This window comes from Paracoccus benzoatiresistens (genome assembly GCF_026913015.1).
Lineage (GTDB): Bacteria > Pseudomonadota > Alphaproteobacteria > Rhodobacterales > Rhodobacteraceae > Paracoccus > Paracoccus benzoatiresistens.
The window spans coordinates 309,504-324,803 of the sequence record NZ_JAPTYD010000001.1; the positions used below are offsets into that span (position 1 = coordinate 309,504).

At 66.9% G+C, this 15,300-nt stretch carries 15 protein-coding genes and 2 tRNA genes; 10 read left to right on the forward strand and 7 right to left on the reverse strand.

The annotated features are described in order from the left end of the window. The first annotated feature begins 96 nt into the window (after positions 1–96). From ileS to OU682_RS01595, 3 genes are all read left to right on the forward strand, one after another. On the forward strand, positions 97–3,003 hold the full coding sequence (ileS, locus tag OU682_RS01585; protein ID WP_268940298.1) for an isoleucine--tRNA ligase: 2,907 nt from the start codon (positions 97–99) through the stop codon (positions 3,001–3,003). A 107-nt stretch (positions 3,004–3,110) separates the two neighbouring features. Beyond that, positions 3,111–4,151, forward strand: a complete 1,041-nt coding sequence (gene mgrA, locus OU682_RS01590) for an L-glyceraldehyde 3-phosphate reductase (RefSeq protein WP_268940299.1) — start codon at positions 3,111–3,113, stop codon at positions 4,149–4,151. A gap of 54 nt (positions 4,152–4,205) precedes the next feature. Continuing rightward, a complete protein-coding gene (locus tag OU682_RS01595; RefSeq protein ID WP_268940300.1) occupies positions 4,206–4,619 on the forward strand; it encodes an OsmC family protein in 414 nt (137 codons plus the stop codon). Here the strand turns inward: OU682_RS01595 and OU682_RS01600 are convergent. Genes OU682_RS01600 through OU682_RS01610 form a run of 3 tightly spaced genes read right to left on the reverse strand, consistent with a single transcriptional unit; the run spans position 4,616 to position 6,495 of the window. Further along, positions 4,616–5,599, reverse strand: coding sequence for a GT-B fold glycosyltransferase domain-containing protein (locus OU682_RS01600; RefSeq protein ID WP_268940301.1), 984 nt, complete (start codon positions 5,597–5,599; stop codon positions 4,616–4,618). The genes OU682_RS01595 and OU682_RS01600 overlap by 4 nt on opposite strands. Beyond that, entirely contained in the window at positions 5,599–5,955 is a 357-nt protein-coding gene (gene arsC, locus OU682_RS01605; RefSeq protein ID WP_268940302.1) for an arsenate reductase (glutaredoxin), read from the reverse strand. The genes OU682_RS01600 and arsC overlap by 1 nt, the downstream gene beginning before the upstream one ends. A 24-nt stretch (positions 5,956–5,979) precedes the next feature. Next, on the reverse strand, positions 5,980–6,495 hold the full coding sequence (locus OU682_RS01610; protein WP_268940303.1) for an Lrp/AsnC family transcriptional regulator: 516 nt from the start codon (positions 6,493–6,495) through the stop codon (positions 5,980–5,982). 100 nt (positions 6,496–6,595) lie between these two features. Here OU682_RS01610 and OU682_RS01615 point away from each other — a divergent pair, with 100 nt between their 5' ends. The 6 genes from OU682_RS01615 to OU682_RS01640 all read left to right on the forward strand — a co-directional run bounded on the left by OU682_RS01615 (position 6,596) and on the right by OU682_RS01640 (position 12,930). Next, entirely contained in the window at positions 6,596–6,943 is a 348-nt protein-coding gene (locus OU682_RS01615; protein ID WP_268940304.1) for a DUF2849 domain-containing protein, read from the forward strand. After that, positions 6,936–8,594, forward strand: coding sequence for a nitrite/sulfite reductase (locus tag OU682_RS01620; RefSeq protein WP_268940305.1), 1,659 nt, complete (start codon positions 6,936–6,938; stop codon positions 8,592–8,594). The genes OU682_RS01615 and OU682_RS01620 overlap by 8 nt, the downstream gene beginning before the upstream one ends. Next, positions 8,587–9,318, forward strand: coding sequence for a phosphoadenylyl-sulfate reductase (locus OU682_RS01625; RefSeq protein WP_268940306.1), 732 nt, complete (start codon positions 8,587–8,589; stop codon positions 9,316–9,318). The genes OU682_RS01620 and OU682_RS01625 overlap by 8 nt, the downstream gene beginning before the upstream one ends. Beyond that, a complete protein-coding gene (locus OU682_RS01630) occupies positions 9,315–9,701 on the forward strand; it encodes a DUF934 domain-containing protein (protein ID WP_268940307.1) in 387 nt (128 codons plus the stop codon). Before OU682_RS01625 ends, OU682_RS01630 begins: the two co-directional genes overlap by 4 nt. 45 nt (positions 9,702–9,746) lie before the next feature. Further along, positions 9,747–10,589 carry a ferredoxin--NADP reductase gene (locus tag OU682_RS01635; RefSeq protein ID WP_268940308.1) on the forward strand — a complete coding sequence of 281 codons (843 nt, stop codon included), beginning with the start codon at positions 9,747–9,749 and terminating at the stop codon, positions 10,587–10,589. Positions 10,590–10,755: 166 nt separating this feature from the next. Further along, the gene (locus OU682_RS01640; protein ID WP_268940309.1) at positions 10,756–12,930 is read left to right on the forward strand and encodes an OmpA family protein; all 2,175 of its coding nucleotides are present in this window, start codon (positions 10,756–10,758) and stop codon (positions 12,928–12,930) included. A gap of 48 nt (positions 12,931–12,978) precedes the next feature. Here OU682_RS01640 and OU682_RS01645 read toward each other — a convergent pair whose 3' ends face one another. The 3 genes from OU682_RS01645 to rlmB all read right to left on the reverse strand — a co-directional run bounded on the left by OU682_RS01645 (position 12,979) and on the right by rlmB (position 14,922). After that, entirely contained in the window at positions 12,979–13,410 is a 432-nt protein-coding gene (locus OU682_RS01645) for a CoA-binding protein (RefSeq protein WP_268940310.1), read from the reverse strand. Between the two features lie 212 nt (positions 13,411–13,622). Then, positions 13,623–14,027, reverse strand: a complete 405-nt coding sequence (locus tag OU682_RS01650; protein ID WP_268940311.1) for a YHS domain-containing (seleno)protein — start codon at positions 14,025–14,027, stop codon at positions 13,623–13,625. 91 nt (positions 14,028–14,118) lie between these two features. Next, positions 14,119–14,922: a 23S rRNA (guanosine(2251)-2'-O)-methyltransferase RlmB gene (rlmB, locus tag OU682_RS01655; RefSeq protein WP_268940312.1), complete on the reverse strand. Its 804-nt coding sequence runs from the start codon at positions 14,920–14,922 to the stop codon at positions 14,119–14,121. A 124-nt stretch (positions 14,923–15,046) separates the two neighbouring features. On the opposite strand from rlmB, the gene OU682_RS01660 reads away from it, so the two are divergent. Beyond that, positions 15,047–15,130 (forward strand) — tRNA-Tyr (locus OU682_RS01660). A gap of 86 nt (positions 15,131–15,216) precedes the next feature. On the opposite strand, the gene OU682_RS01665 is transcribed toward OU682_RS01660, so the two are convergent. Beyond that, positions 15,217–15,293: transfer RNA gene (locus OU682_RS01665), tRNA-Arg, on the reverse strand. Positions 15,294–15,300: the final 7 nt, after the last annotated feature.

Here is a 15,300-nt window from a genome sequence, read left to right on the forward strand (position 1 = left end):
TGGCGTTCGGACCCCGAATTAGCAACCCGGCGGCGTGAGGTTTCGCGCCGCCGGGTCGCCGCATGTCCGAACCCCTCGCCCTCGAAGGATGCCCCGATGGCCGCCGATACCACCGTTACGACCGACGCCCCCGACTACCGCGACACCGTGTTCCTGCCGCAGACCGAATTCCCCATGCGCGCGGGCCTGCCGCAACGCGAACCCGAATGGCTGGCCCGATGGGAGCGCATCGGCATCTATGACCGCCTGCGCGAAAGGGCTGAAGGTCGCGCGCCTTTCATCCTGCATGACGGTCCCCCCTATGCCAATGGGCACCTGCATATCGGTCATGCGCTGAACAAGACCATCAAGGACATCATCGTGCGCAGCCATCAGATGATGGGCCGCGACGCGCGCTATGTCCCTGGCTGGGATTGTCACGGGCTGCCGATCGAATGGAAGATCGAGGAAAAGTACCGCGCCGAGGGCCGCGACAAGGACGCCGTTGACGTGGTCGAGTTCCGTCAGGAATGCCGCCGCTTCGCCGATGAATGGATCGACATCCAGCGGCAGGAATTCAAGCGCCTCGGCATCACTGGCAAGTGGGACGATCCCTACCTGACGATGGACTTCCATGCCGAGGCGGTGATCGCGGCCGAGTTCATGAAGCTGGTGATGAACGGCGCGCTGTATCAGGGGTCCAAGCCCGTGATGTGGTCCCCGGTGGAAAAGACGGCGCTGGCCGAGGCAGAGGTCGAATACAAGGACCACACCAGCCACACGATCTGGGTGCGGTTCAAGCCCGTCGCAGGTCTGGATGGCGCGTCGATTGTCATCTGGACGACGACGCCCTGGACCATCCCGCAGAACCGGGCCGTGGCCTACAACCCTGCCATTGCCTATGGTCTTTATGAGGTCAGGGCCGTGGCCGAGAACGCGACGGCGCAGCCGGGCGAGAAGCTGGTTCTGGCTAATGCCTTGGCCCACAGCGTGATGAAGTCCGCGAAGGTCGAGGATTTCGCACGCCTGTGCGACGTTCCGGCAGACGAGCTTTCCGGCCTTACCCTTGCCCACCCCCTGCGCGGGGTCGAAGGCGGCAACGGCGAATGGGATTATGACGTCCCCCTCCTCCCCGGCGATCACGTCACCGATGACGCGGGCACGGGCTTTGTCCACACCGCGCCCAGCCACGGCGACGACGACTATCAGCTTGGGCTGCGCTTCAAGCTGCCGATGACCTATAACGTCGAACCCGACGGGTCCTATCGCACCGATCTGCCGCTGTTCGGCGGGCAGGCGATCATCGACGCGGACGGCAAGGACGGCCCGGCCAATGTCAGCGTCATCAAGCAGCTTGCCTACGCGGGCGCGCTGCTGGCCAAGGGCAAGATCAAGCACAGCTATCCCCACAGCTGGCGGTCCAAGGCGCCGCTGATCTATCGCAACACCCCGCAATGGTTCGCCGCCATCGACAAGCCGCTGACCGACGGCATGAACGACCATGGCGAGACGATCCGCACCCGCGCGCTGACCTCGATCGACAAGCTGGTGAAATGGTGGCCGCAGACCGGGCGAAACCGCATCCATTCCATGGTGGAGAACCGCCCCGACTGGGTGCTGTCGCGCCAGCGGGCATGGGGCGTGCCGCTGACCTGCTTCGTCAGGAAGGGCGCCAAACCCACCGATGACGACTTCCTGCTGCGCGACATCCGCGTGAACGACCGCATCATCGCGGCTTTTGAATCCGAAGGCGCGGATGTCTGGTATCGCGAGGGTTTCAAGGCGCAGGTTCTGGACGGCATCGCGAACCCTGACGACTATGATCAGGTGACGGACGTGCTGGACGTGTGGTTCGATAGTGGCTCGACCCATGCCTTCGTGCTGCGCGACCGGGCGGATGGTGCGCCGGACGGCATCGCCGATGTCTATCTGGAAGGCACCGACCAGCATCGCGGCTGGTTCCAGTCGTCCCTGCTGCAAGGCTGCGCGACCAAGGGCCGCGCGCCTTATCGCAACGTGGTGACGCATGGCTTTACCCTGGACGAAAAGGGCATGAAGATGTCCAAGTCGCTGGGCAACACCATCGTCCCCGCAAAGGTGATCGAGCAATACGGCGCCGACATTCTGCGGCTGTGGGTGGCGCAGGCGGACTATACCGCCGACCAGCGGATCGGGCCCGAGATCCTGAAGGGCACCGCCGACAGCTATCGCCGGTTGCGCAACACGCTGCGCTTCCTGCTGGGGGCGCTGGACGGGTTCACGGATGCCGAGAAGATCGACCCCGCCCAGATGCCCGAGCTTGAGCAGTGGGTCCTGCACCGTCTGGCGCAACTGGATCACGCGGTCCGCAAGGGCTACGACCAGTTCGACTTCCAGGGCGTGTTCCAGACGCTGTTCCAGTTCTGCACCGTGGACCTGTCGGCCTTCTATTTCGACATCCGCAAGGACGCGCTTTATTGCGACGCGGCCACCGACCCGCGCAGGCGGGCGGCGCGGACGGTGCTGGACATCCTGTTCCACCGCCTAGTGACCTGGCTGGCCCCGATCCTGCCCTTCACGACCGAGGATGTGTGGCTGTCGCGCTTCCCGTCCTGGGACGACAGCGTCCACCTGCAGGATTTCCCCGTGACCCCCGCCGACTGGCTGAACGAGCCGCTGGCGGTCAAGTGGGACCATGTCCGCCGCGCCCGCCGCGTGGTCACCGCCGCGCTGGAGGTCAAGCGGTCCGACAAGACCATCGGCGCCAGCCTGGAAGCTGCCCCGGTCATCCATGTCGAGGATCGCGACATGCTGGCCGCGCTGAAATCGGTGGCCTTCGCGGATGTCTGCATCACCTCGGATCTGTCGCTGACCGCCGACCCGGCCCCGGCCGAGGCCTTCCGCATGGCCGAAAGCCCGGGCATCGGCGTGGTGTTCGAACTGGCCGAAGGCGAGAAATGCCAGCGCTGCTGGAAGATCCTGCCCGATGTGGGCACGCACAAGCATCCCGGCGTCTGCGGCCGCTGCGACGACGTGCTCGCCTGACGGGTCCCGGCTCGCGCAAGGGCCAACCTTGCGCGGGCCGGCCGCCCGCTTGACGCGGGCAGGGTCCCGCACCATCCTGCGCCGCGCGTGAACAGCAAGGCAGGATCGTGATGCACAGCCCCAACCCTGACCGTTACGACCGGATGAAATACCGCCGCTGCGGCCGATCCGGCCTGCTGCTGCCTGCGATCAGCCTGGGGCTGTGGCACAATTTCGGCCATGACACCCCGCACGACACCAAGCGCGACATCTGCCGCACGGCCTTCGACCTGGGCATCACCCATTTCGACCTGGCCAACAACTATGGCCCGCCGCCCGGAAGCGCCGAGGAAGCCTTCGGGGAAATCCTGCGCACCGATTTCGCCGGCCGCCGCGAGGAGCTGGTGATCAGCTCCAAGGCGGGCTGGCGCATGTGGCCCGGCCCCTATGGGGAATACGGCAGCCGCAAATACCTGATCCAGTCCTGCGACCAGTCGCTGAAGCGGATGGGCCTCGATCACGTCGATATCTTCTATTCCCACCGCTTCGATCCCGACACGCCGCTGGAGGAAACGATGGGCGCGCTGGATCACATCGTCCGCTCGGGCCGGGCGCTTTATGTGGGCATCAGCAGCTATAACAGCGCGCGCACGCGCGAGGCCGCGGCGATCCTGAAGGATCTCGGCACGCCCTGCGTGATCCACCAGCCCAGCTACAACATGCTGAACCGCTGGATCGAACGCGACCGCCTGCTGGACACGCTGGAGGACGAGGGGATCGGCAGCATTGTCTTCACGCCCCTGGCGCAGGGGATGCTGACGGGCAAATACCTGAAGGGTATTCCGGCCGACAGCCGCGCCGCACAGGGCAAGTCGCTGGCGCAGGACTGGCTGACGGACGACATGGTCGCGCGCCTGAACGGGCTGAACGATCTGGCGGCAGCCCGCAGGCAGACGCTGGCGCAGATGGCGGTGGCCTGGACCCTGCGCGACAGCCGCGTGACCAGCGCGCTGATCGGGGCGTCGCGGGCCTCTCAGGTCGTGGATTGCGTCGGCGCGCTGGAGCGGCTGGACTTCACGACGGACGAACTGGCCCGCATCGACGACTTGTCGGCGGGCGGAGACGTGAACATCTGGCGCGGCTCGACCGAGGAGGCGGGCGAGGGGTGACGCCACAGGACGGCATGTCCATGCTAGGCTGATGGCAGGCCAGCGGGGGGCGCCATGCCTGTTGTCAGCGTCAGCCTGATGAATGTGCCGGGAACCGAGGCGGCCGTGGGCTGGGCGGGCGGCCATTGCATTATCGCCGACCGCCCCGAGGGCAAGGCCGGCGGCATGGGCCTTGGCTTCAACGGGGCGCAACTGCTGGCGCTGGCCATCGGCGGCTGTTTCTGCAACGACCTGCGCTATATCGCGCATCGGCGCGGACTTGCCATCTCCTCGCTCGCGGTGAAGGTGCATCTGGCGATGGAGGGCGAGCCGCTGATCGCGACAGGGGCCGAGATGGTGGTGCAATGCGCCTTGGAGGACGGCTCCGACCCGCAGCCCTTGATCGACGAGGCGAAGGAAAGCTCGATGGTCGGCTGCTCCCTGCCGCGCGGGATCCCGGTCCGGGTTTCAGCGGGGCAGGGCGCCTAGTCCCACCACCAGCCATTCTTCCTCAGCACCTGCCGGATCGGCTTTTCCCTGGGCGGCAGGCCACCGGCGAACAGCGGGCGCACCTTGTCCCGGCCCTTGCCCTGATAGACCAGCCGCCTGGCCGGTTCCCATTCCTTCAGCCGCTTCTTGATGCGGTTGGGCGCGGTTGCGGCCTCCAACACCGCCAGCACCGCGTCGGGTTCGCGCGCGTAAAGCAGCGGCAGGTTGCGGTAATGGCAGGTCGCGCCCCCATCCAGGCCTGCCAGGTCGGGGCCGGGACGCCCCCCGCCCAAGCTGTGGATCACCAGGGGCAGGGTCACCTGGTCCAGCCAGGGGTCGAGGCTCTGGCAGGCCAGTTCGTCGGGCGGGTTGTCGCGGATCGACAGCGCCCAGTCGAGGAATCGCTGCCCGAAGACTGCCGGATCCGCGCCAAGAAACCAGCCCGCGTTGAAGTACAGATAGCGTTCCCAATGCTCGTCCGGCTGCGAGAGATCCAGCGAGGACGCGAAGTCCAGCCCGAAGCGGTCGTAGAGCGATTTCCAGATCCCGCCATAGCCGGGGCCATAGAGCGGGGGCTCGGGCCATGTTCCCTCGCGCCGCATTGACGCGGCGGGGCGAGCGGTGGCAAGGGGCACCTGCTCCAGCGGGCCGGTGATCAGCGTGTCGGTGTCGAAGAAGGCAAAGGGCTGGCCTGCGGGCAGGACCGACAGCGCCTCGATCTTGTTGCCATAAGGATAGGCTGCGCCGAAATGGCGGGCGGTGAAGGGCAGGATCTCGGCCCCCAGGTCGGCCAGCAGGCCCCGCGTGTCATCGCCGATCCGCGTGCCGTGCCCTGCCCACGCGCCGTCGGGCTGCGGTTCGGCGACGATCAGGCGGCCGGCGAAGCCGGGGGCGGAATGGCGCAGGCTGGCGGCGAAGATGATCGCCTCGAATTCCAGCCGTCCGCCCTGGGCCAGGATCAGCAGGTTCGGCGCGGCCATCAGGGGGCCAGCAGATCGAAGACGGCTTCCTTGGGCCGGCACAGGCGGGCGCCCTTGGGCCCGAAGACCACGGGGCGTTCGATGAGGGCGGGATGTTCGGCCATGGCGGCGATCAGCGCATCGTCCGACAGCGCCGGATCGCCCAGGCCAAGTTCGTCATGAGGCGTGTTCCTGCGCCGCAGCAGCCCGCGCGGGGCAAGCCCCAGCCGGTCCAGCGCCGCGCGCAGTTCCCCGACCGTGGGCGGCTGCGCCTGATAGTCGCGCACCTCCACCTCTGCTCCGGCATCCTGCAGGGCCTGCAGCACGAAGCGCGATGTCGAGCATTTCGGATTGTGCCAGATGGTATAGTCGGACATGCGGCCCCCCGGGTCGGCACAACCCTAGCGCGTAACATCCGGGATGGGAAGCGCGCTGGTTGCCTTGATCTCCTCCATCGACAGCAGGGCGGTGACGTTGTGAATCTTCACCTCGCCGATCAGCGACTGGTAGAAGCGGTCATAGGCCCGCGCGTTCCGGACCTGCACCTTCAGGATGTAGTCGATGTCGCCCGCAAGGCGGTGCGCCTCGATCACCTCGGGGCGTTCGCGCAGCGCCTTGAGAAAGCGGGCGGCCCAGTTCTTGTCGTGTTCGCTGGTGCGGATCAGCACGAAGAAGCAGGCCTCCAGCCCAAGCGCCTCGGGGTCCAGAATCGCCACCTGGCGGCGGATCACGCCGGCCTCGCGCAACTTGCGGATCCGGTTCCAGACCGGGGTCTTGGATGCCCCCACGCGGTCGGCAATCTGGTCCAGCGACAGGCTCGCATCCTCTTGCAGCAAGGACAGGATTTTGCGATCCACCTCGTCCAGCCGGAAATTTGTTTTTGCTGCGCCTGCATTCTGTGGAAGCTGTTCCGACATGACCGACCATCGTGGCTGAATGTCCTTATTTCCCTTAGCCTATCGCAAAATTCCAGAACAAAATTCTATATTGTCAGCATCAATCCGAAAGGGTCCGACCATGAGCAAAGCCTTCGTCCCGACGGCCGCCAAACCCGGCGTCATTACCGCAAACGACCTGCGCGAAGGCCATAACGTCTGGATGTGCGAGGATGGCTGGACCGCCGATCCCGCGCGCGCGACCCTGTTCGAGGACGAGGCCATCGCGGATCTGGCGCTGCTGAAGGCCGTCGGCCAGTCGAACATCGTCGTCGGCCCCTATCTGGTCGAGGCGCGGCGCGGCCCCCGCGGCCCCGAGCCGACCCATTTCCGCGAGGCCTTCCGCCAGCGCGGGCCATCCAATTACTTCCACGGCATCCAAGCCGCAAAGCAAGCCACCGCAAAGCAGACCGAGGCCAGCAATGTTTGACGTCCGTCCCGTCGATACCGACTATGTGCGCCACCGTGCGGCCCAGTTCCGGACCCAGGTGGAACGCCGTCTGGACGGCAGCCTGACGGAGGACGAATTCCGGCCCCTGCGCCTGATGAACGGCGTTTATCTGCAACTGCATGCCTATATGCTGCGGGTCGCCATTCCCTATGGCACCATCAGCCCCGACCAGATGCGGATGCTGGCCCATCTGGCCGAAACCTATGACAAGGGCTACGGCCACTGGACCACGCGCCAGAACATCCAGTTCAACTGGCCGCGGCTGGTGGACATTCCCGACATGCTGGACAACCTGGCCTCGGTCGGGATGCACGCGATCCAGACCTCGGGGAACACGATCCGCAACGTGACGACCGACGCCTTCGCGGGCGCTGCCGCCGACGAATGGATGGACCCGCGCCCCTATGCGGAGCTGCTGCGCAGCTGGTCCACGGACCATGCCGAATTCCAGTTCCTGCCGCGCAAGTTCAAGATCGCGATCACCGGCGCGCAACGCGACCGCGCGCTTGTGGCCGCCCACGACATCGGTCTGCGCCTGATCCAGAAGGACGGCCGGACCGGGTTCGAGGTCTGGGTCGGCGGCGGTCTGGGCCGCACGCCCATGCTGGGCAAGGTGATCCGCGACTTCCTGCCCGAATCCGACCTGCTGGCCTATATCGAGGCGATCATCTCGACCTATAACCTGTCGGGCCGCCGCGACAACAAGTACAAGGCCCGCATCAAGATCACCGTCCACGAACGCGGGCTGGATGTCTTCAAGGCCGAGGTCGAGGAGGAATTCGCCAACCGCCGCCGCGATTTCCACGGCGCCGACCGCGAGGCGCTGGCGATCTTCAAGGACCGCTTCGCCGCCCCCGCCTTCCGCAACGCCGCGACCGAGGCTTACGAGGCCGAGCGGGCGCGGAACGGCGCCTTCCGCAGCTGGACCGACACCAACCTGCACGCCCACAAGATCGATGGCTATGCCAGCGTCATCGTGACCTTCAAGACGCATGGCGAGACCCCGGGCGACGCCAGCGCGGACCAGATGCGCCTGCTGGCTGACCTGGCCGAGCAATACGGCCATGCCGACCTGCGCATCAGCCACGACCAGAACGTCGTGCTGCCCCATGTCCACAAGTCGGACCTGCCCGCCGTCTATGCAGCGTTGCAGAAGGCGGGGCTGGCAACCGCCAATGCCGGGCTGACCAGCGACATCATCGCCTGCCCGGGCATGGACTACTGCACGCTGGCCACCGCGCGCTCGATCCCGATCGCGCAGGAGATCGCCACGCATTTCAAGGATGTGGGGCTTGAGGACGAGATCGGCAAGCTGAACATCCGCATCTCGGGCTGCATCAACGCCTGCGGGCATCACCACCTGGGCCATATCGGCATCCTGGGCCTGGACCGGGCAGGGGTCGAGAACTATCAGATCACGCTGGGCGGCGACGGCTATGACATCCCGGCCATCGGCGAACGCGCCGGCGCGGGCTTCCCTTATGATCAGGTCGTGCCCGCCATCGACCGGCTGCTGCGCGCCTATCTGGAGGTCCGCGCGGACGCCTCGGAACGCTTTATCGACGCCTATCGCCGGCTTGGTCCCGCGCCCTTCAAGGCAGCACTCTATCCCGAGCCTGCCCATGCTTGACGACACGTTGGACGGACGGGCCGCGCGGCTGAACGACCGCTATCGGCATCATGCCGCGACCGAGGTCCTGCGCCGCGCCGTGTCTGATCCCGACCTGGGCCGGGTGGCGCTGGTGTCGTCCTTCGGGGCGGAATCGGTGGTGCTGCTGCACATGGTCAGCCGCGTGGCGCCGGGATTGCCGGTGCTGTTCATCGACACGCAGATGCTGTTCCCGGAAACGCTGGACTATCAGCGCGATGTCTCGGCCAGGCTGGGGCTGACCAATGTGCAGGTGATCCGCGCCAGCGACGCCGAAGTCGCCCGCCAGGATCCCGACGGGACGCTGCACCGGTTCGACGCCAATGCCTGCTGCGACCTGCGCAAGACGGTGCCGCTGGAACGTGCCCTGTCCAGCTATGACGCCTGGATCACGGGCCGCAAACGGTTCCAGAACAGCGACCGCGCGGCGCTCGACTTCTTCGAGCCCGAGCCTCCGTCGCGCCTGCGCATCAATCCGCTGGCCCATTGGCGGGCCGAGGACGTGCAGGAATACATGATCGAGAACAACCTGCCGCGCCATCCGCTGGTGGCCAGGGGCTATCCGTCCATCGGTTGCGCGCCCTGCACCTCGCCGGTGCGCCCGGGCGAGGATCCGCGCGCCGGGCGCTGGCGCGGGCAGGACAAGACCGAATGCGGCATCCACTTCATTGGCGGCAAGATGGTCCGCGGAAAGGTTCCGGCATGACCGAGCAGTTGAACAGCGAACGCGTCATCGCGCGCGACGATGGCTTCCACCCGCTGGTGGAGGAGGCCGAGGAAACCCTGGCCCCCGACACGCCGCTGGCCGATCTGGCCCAGCATCTGCATCGCGAGCTGATCGCCATCGACTTTCCGTCGTTTTCCGACGGGCGCGGCTTTTCGCTGGCTCGGCGGCTGCGGGAGCTGGGCTTCAAGGGCCGGCTTCGCGCCTCGGGCCGGCTGATCGCGGACCAATACGCCATGGCCCGCCGCGTGGGCTTTGACGAGGTCGAGGTCGCCCCCGACATCGCCGCGCGCCAGCCGGCCGAGCAATGGATCGCTCGCGCCGATTGGAAAGCCTTCGATCATCGCGCCAAGCTGGCCGGCTAGGGTTTCGCCCCGCCGCCTCTTTGACTAGAATATGCAGGACTTCACATGACCCTGGACATCCCCGTGGCCGACGCCGCCCCCAAGACCGCCGCCAAGACCCTTCCCGATGCGCAGACCGTGACGGCGGTCAAGCACTGGACGGACAGCCTGTTTTCCTTCCGTGTGACGCGCCCCGCCAGCCTGCGCTTCCGGTCGGGCGAATTCGTGATGATCGGATTGCTGGGCGACAACGGCAAGCCGTTGCTGCGCGCCTATTCCATCGCCTCGCCCAACTGGGACGAGGAGCTGGAATTCTACTCGATCAAGGTGCCGGACGGTCCGCTGACCTCGAAGCTGCAGCACATCCAGCCGGGGGACGAGATCATCCTGCGGCCCAAGCCCGTGGGCACGTTGGTGCTGGACGCGCTGCTGCCCGGCAAGCGGCTGTGGTTCCTGGCGACCGGCACAGGCATCGCGCCCTTTGCCAGCCTGATGCGCGACCCCGAGACCTATGAGCGCTATGAGCAGGTCATCATGATGCACACCTGCCGCACGGCGGATGAGCTGGCCTATGGCCGCGAACTGGTCGAGAACCTGCGCCACGATCCCCTGCTGGGAGAGCTTTACGGCGAGGATTTCGCCAACCGCCTGGTCTATTACCCGACCACCACGCGCGAGGATTCGCCCTTGATGGGCCGGATCACCGACAACATGACCTCGGGCAAGGTGTTTGCCGACCTTGGCCTGCCGCCGATCAGCCCCGAAACCGACCGCGCCATGGTCTGCGGCAGCCTGGCGTTCAACGTGGACGTGAAGGCGGTGCTGGAAGGGTTCGGCCTGCGCGAAGGGGCGAATTCCGAGCCCCGGGAATTCGTCGTCGAAAAGGCCTTTGTCGGCGACGGCGTCTGAAATCTTCTTTGCCATCAAGGCATGACAGGGCGCGGCCTGAGCCGCGCCCTTTTGCATTACGGGACTTTCCGCCGATCACGGGCGGGTCACGCAAGTGTTTGGAACTACGGCCTCTGTCCACCTGTTAGATCATCCACTGATCAATCGTTCGACGGAGAGGAGTCCCATGCGTCGGATCATCCACAACACCACCGCGATCGCGGCCTGCCTGTCGCTGCTGGTGCCGCAGCTTGCGCAGGCGCAGATCGCCGCCGCTCCGGCGAATCGGGCGGCCGATGGCAACCAAGGGGCCGCGCCGCTGATCCTGGCCGAGGTCGAAGGGGATCAGCCGCCGGTCCGCGCGGGACAGGCGCAGCCTGCCGCACCCAAGCAGGAGGCCGACCCGGCCCAGGCCCAGCAAAAGCAGCAGCGGGCAGGCCAGAAACCCCCCGCCGCCGAGCCGCAGCGCCAGCGCGCCGAGCCTGCGCAGCCTGCCGAACCCGCCGCACCTGCACAGCGGCGGGCACAGCAGCAGCCCGCGCCGGCGGCCGAGCCCGCGCCGCAGCGGACCGAACGCCAGCGCCAGCCTGCTGAACGCCAGCAACCCGAGGCTGCCCAAGCCAAGCCCAAACCCGAGCCCAAGCCCAAGGCAGAGCGCCCGGCCCAGGCAGCAAGGGAACAGCAGCAACAGCGTCCTGCCTCCGGCGCCGAAGGCCGCGCCGCCCAGCAGCAGGAAAAGCCGCAGCGCGCCCAGGAGCGTGCCGCCCGCCAGTCCGCCGAGGAAGAAGCCACTCGGCGCGGGCAGGCCGAACGCCCCGAGGAACCCGCCCGCCGGCAGAACCAGGAGCGCCCGCAGCAGGCGGCCCGCGAGCAGCAGTCCGAACGCCCCGCGCAGCGCCAGCAGCAGGCGGCGCCCGCCCGGGACGCTGTGGACGAACGGCGCCCGCAGCGCGCGGGCAGCGACGATGCCTTGGGACAGGCCCTGCAAAGGGAACAGCAGGCCGCGCAGCCCCCGGCTGCCCAGCCCGGCAATCCTGCGCGCCGGCAGGCGGGCCAGCCAGCCGCGCCCGCAGCCGAGGCTCCGGACGAGCAGGCCGTGCGTGAAAGGCTGCAGCGCGACCAACAGCAGCAGCGCAACATAACGACCGAGGGCGGGGGCCAGCCGCAACGGGCCGGCCAGGCCGCCCCGCAGCAGGCCCGCGCCCCCGAAGCGCGCGCCCCCCGCGGCGAAGTCGCGCGTCAGGCCGCGCAGGAAACCCGCGCCGCCCCCGCTGCCGCGCTGAACGACGACCAGCAGGGCGAGGTCGTCGAGCAGCGGATCACCAAGGAAAACAGCCGCTCCTCGGACGAGGACTTCTCGACCAGCCTCCGCGAGGCCCTGGAGCCCCAGGCCGGGCAACGGGCGCCACGGCAGCAGCAGGCGCGGGCGCAGCAGCAGGCGCAGGCGCAGGCGCAGAATAATGACGACGATGATGACGACAACGACTTGGCCAAGGCGCTGCTTCTGGGCTTGGGCGCGGTTGCCGTGGGCACCTACCTGAACAACAACCGGCAGGTTGCCCTGTCTGCCCCCGACCGGGTTGTCGTCACCCGCGCCGATGGCAGCCAGGAGGTCATCAAGGACGAGGTGGCTCTGCTGCGCCAGCCGGGTTCAACCGTCTCGACCGAGAACTTCGACGATGGCTCGTCGCGGACCGTGGTGACGCGGGCCGATGGCAGCCGGGTCGTCACCATCCGCGACGCCGACCTGCGCGTCCTGCGCCGCACGCTGGTCTCGCCCGATGGCACCCAGACCCGGCTGATCGACGACACCGCCGAGGTGGAGCCCGTCGATATCGCCACGCTGCCCGCCCCGGCGCCGGTGTACGACCCCGGCACCTATGGCGACGAAAGCGCCCTGCGCGAGGCCCTGCGCAGCGAGGTCGATATCGACCGCCGCTTTACCCTGGGCCAGGTCCGCAGCATTCCCGAGGTGCGCTCTCTGGTGGCGCCGGTCAATATCGACGCGATCACCTTCGACAGCGGCTCGGCCGCGATCAGTCCCGATCAGGCGCGCCAGCTTTCGGCCCTGGGCAACGTCATCCAGGAAGCCATTGCCGAAAATCCGCAAGAGGTGTTCCTGATCGAAGGCCATACGGACCTTGTCGGAGCGGATACGGCCAACCTGGCGCTGTCCGACCGCCGCGCCGAATCGGTGGCTCTGGCCTTGTCCGAGTATTTCCAGGTTCCGCCGGAAAACCTGGTCGTGCAGGGCTATGGCGAGCAGTTCCCGCAGGTGCGCCAGGAGGGCGATGTCCGTGAAAACCGCCGCGCGGCGGTGCGACGGATCACCGATCTGCTGCAAACCGCGAACGCGCAGTGACAAAAAAAAGCCCCGGCAAAGCGCCGGGGCTTTTTCTTTTGGTGTCAATCACAAAAAGCGGGCGAATTCGATTTTGGGGCAGCGATCCTGGATCACGGTGATGCCCTTGGCCCTTGCCCGCGCCGCCGCCGCATCGTTGCGGACCCCCAGTTGCAACCAGATCGACTGCAGGTCGGGAAGGTGCTGCAAGGCCTCCTCCACGACAGGCCCCACGGCTTCGGAACGACGGAAGATGTCCACCATCTGCACGCCCGCCGACCTGGGAATGTCCGACAGGCTGGCATAAACCGTCTCACCCAGGATCTTCTCGCCGGCATGGCCAGGATTGACGGGAATGATGCGGAAGCCGTTGGCTTGCAAATAGCGCGCTACGCCCCAACTGGGCCGCCATTCCTTGGGCGACATTCCCACGACCGCAATCACCTTCACGGTGCGCGCAATGCGGGCAATATCCTCGTCGTCCTCGAAAGCCACTTCCATGACGGGCCTCCCCTCCTCGTCCAAAAGTCGTATGCACCATTACATAGAAAAGGCGCCCGGTCCAGAAGGCTGGCCGGGCGCAAGTCGCGGAACGAGGGACAGTGATCTGAACATGACGGTTCCGAGGTCATGTTCCAAAGGGTAAATGTGCAACAGACCCGAAAGTTCCAGTGCGATCACTGATTAGTGATAGGATTCGACGAAAGTCGCCGTCACTGATCCCAGATCTGGCGGGCCCGGGCTAGGATTTCCTGCGGCGCACGGCGCAGTTCCCGGGCGGAACGGTCCGAACCGACCAGGTAAAGCCGATTCCCTATCACCACGAAATGCCGCGGATCGCCCGGTACGCGCCGCCCCTTGGACAGGGCCAGGGGACAGAGTCCGCCAAAGGCGGGCGCGAAGCTGCGCGGATCGGATTCGAAGCGGTCGCGGTTTTCCTCGCTGGCGAAATGCCAGACCTGGCCCTTCCACATGGTCGTGATGTCGCCCCGGCCAGGAACGGGCCGGCCGCTTTGCACGAAACCCACGGCATCGAATCCGTCAATGGCCCAGTTCTCGGCAAGGACCGGCAGGGCGGGGACTGACAACAGGAACAGCGACAAAAACAGTGTTTTCATGGGCGGGCGATCATGGCAGCAGGACGCCTAATTGGCAGCGCATGCCCCAAATCTCAACCGCGCGGCGCGTATTGTCGCGGTGATGTGACCCTTATGCCATGCTGGCGGCGTAAAGCGCCACCGCCGCGGCGTTCGACACGTTCAGCGACCCGAAGTCCGCGGCGAAGGGAATGCGCGCGACATGGTCGCAGCTTTTCACCGTCAGTTCGCGCATTCCCGGCCCCTCCGCCCCCAGGACCAGGCAGACGGCGCGGCCCGGCAGGCTGCCCAGCAGGTCGGGCAGCGTCTTGTCGCCGGTCCCGTCCAGCCCGATCAGGGTGAAGCCCATGCCCTTCAGTTGCGACAGCGCCTCGGCCAGGTTCGGCACGCGCAGATAGGGCTGGCGCTCCAGGGCGCCGGAGGCGGTCTTGGCCAGCGCGCCTGTCTCGGGTGCGGAATGACGGGCAGGGGCGATCACCGCGCGTGCCCCGAAGACCTCGGCCGAGCGCAGGACGGCGCCGATGTTGTGGGGGTCGGTGACACGGTCCAGCGCCACCAGCAGCGGCCGCCTCTCGCCCGCGGCCTCGCGCAGGACGACATCGCTGAGCCCGCCCCATTTCAGCGGCTTCACCTCCAGCGCGGCGCCTTGGTGGACGCTGTCGGGCGCCAGCGGCACGGCCTTGCCGAAGATGCGGGGATCGGTGATCTCGGGCTCCATGCCATGAAGGTCGCCCAGGCGGTCCAGCGCGTTCTGCGTGACCACCAGCCGCAGCTTCTCCCGCCGGGGATTGGCCAGGGCATCGCGCACGGCATGCAGGCCGAACAGCCACACCGTTTCCGCCGCGGCCGCGCGGCGCGCCCGTTCCTTGTCGATCACCCATGTGGGCTTCTTGGGCTTCCCCGGTCTTTCGGTCATGCGCATGATCCTTTCGGCTTGGCTCTTCAATGCGCGCGACGCGCAGGGGGCGCAAGGCCCGGAAATCCGCTTGACGCCCCGTTTCCCGCCCGCTAATGACGCCCCCACGCCGAAAGCGTTCGGCGGGCGACGTGCTGCAAGGTGCGGCAGCGGACTGTAACTCCGCCGGGGAGACCCATGCCTGGTTCGATTCCAGGGTCGCCCACCATTTCCCCCCTTATCCCCTGCATTGCAGCATGGTGCGCAGTCGCGATCTTGCGATCTGCGGCGGTCATTCTTGCATGCGGGATTGTCTGGTGACCCCGACAGGACTTGAACCTGTAACCTGCCCCTTAGGAGGGGGCTGCTCTATCCAGTTGAGCCACGGGGCCGCCACGC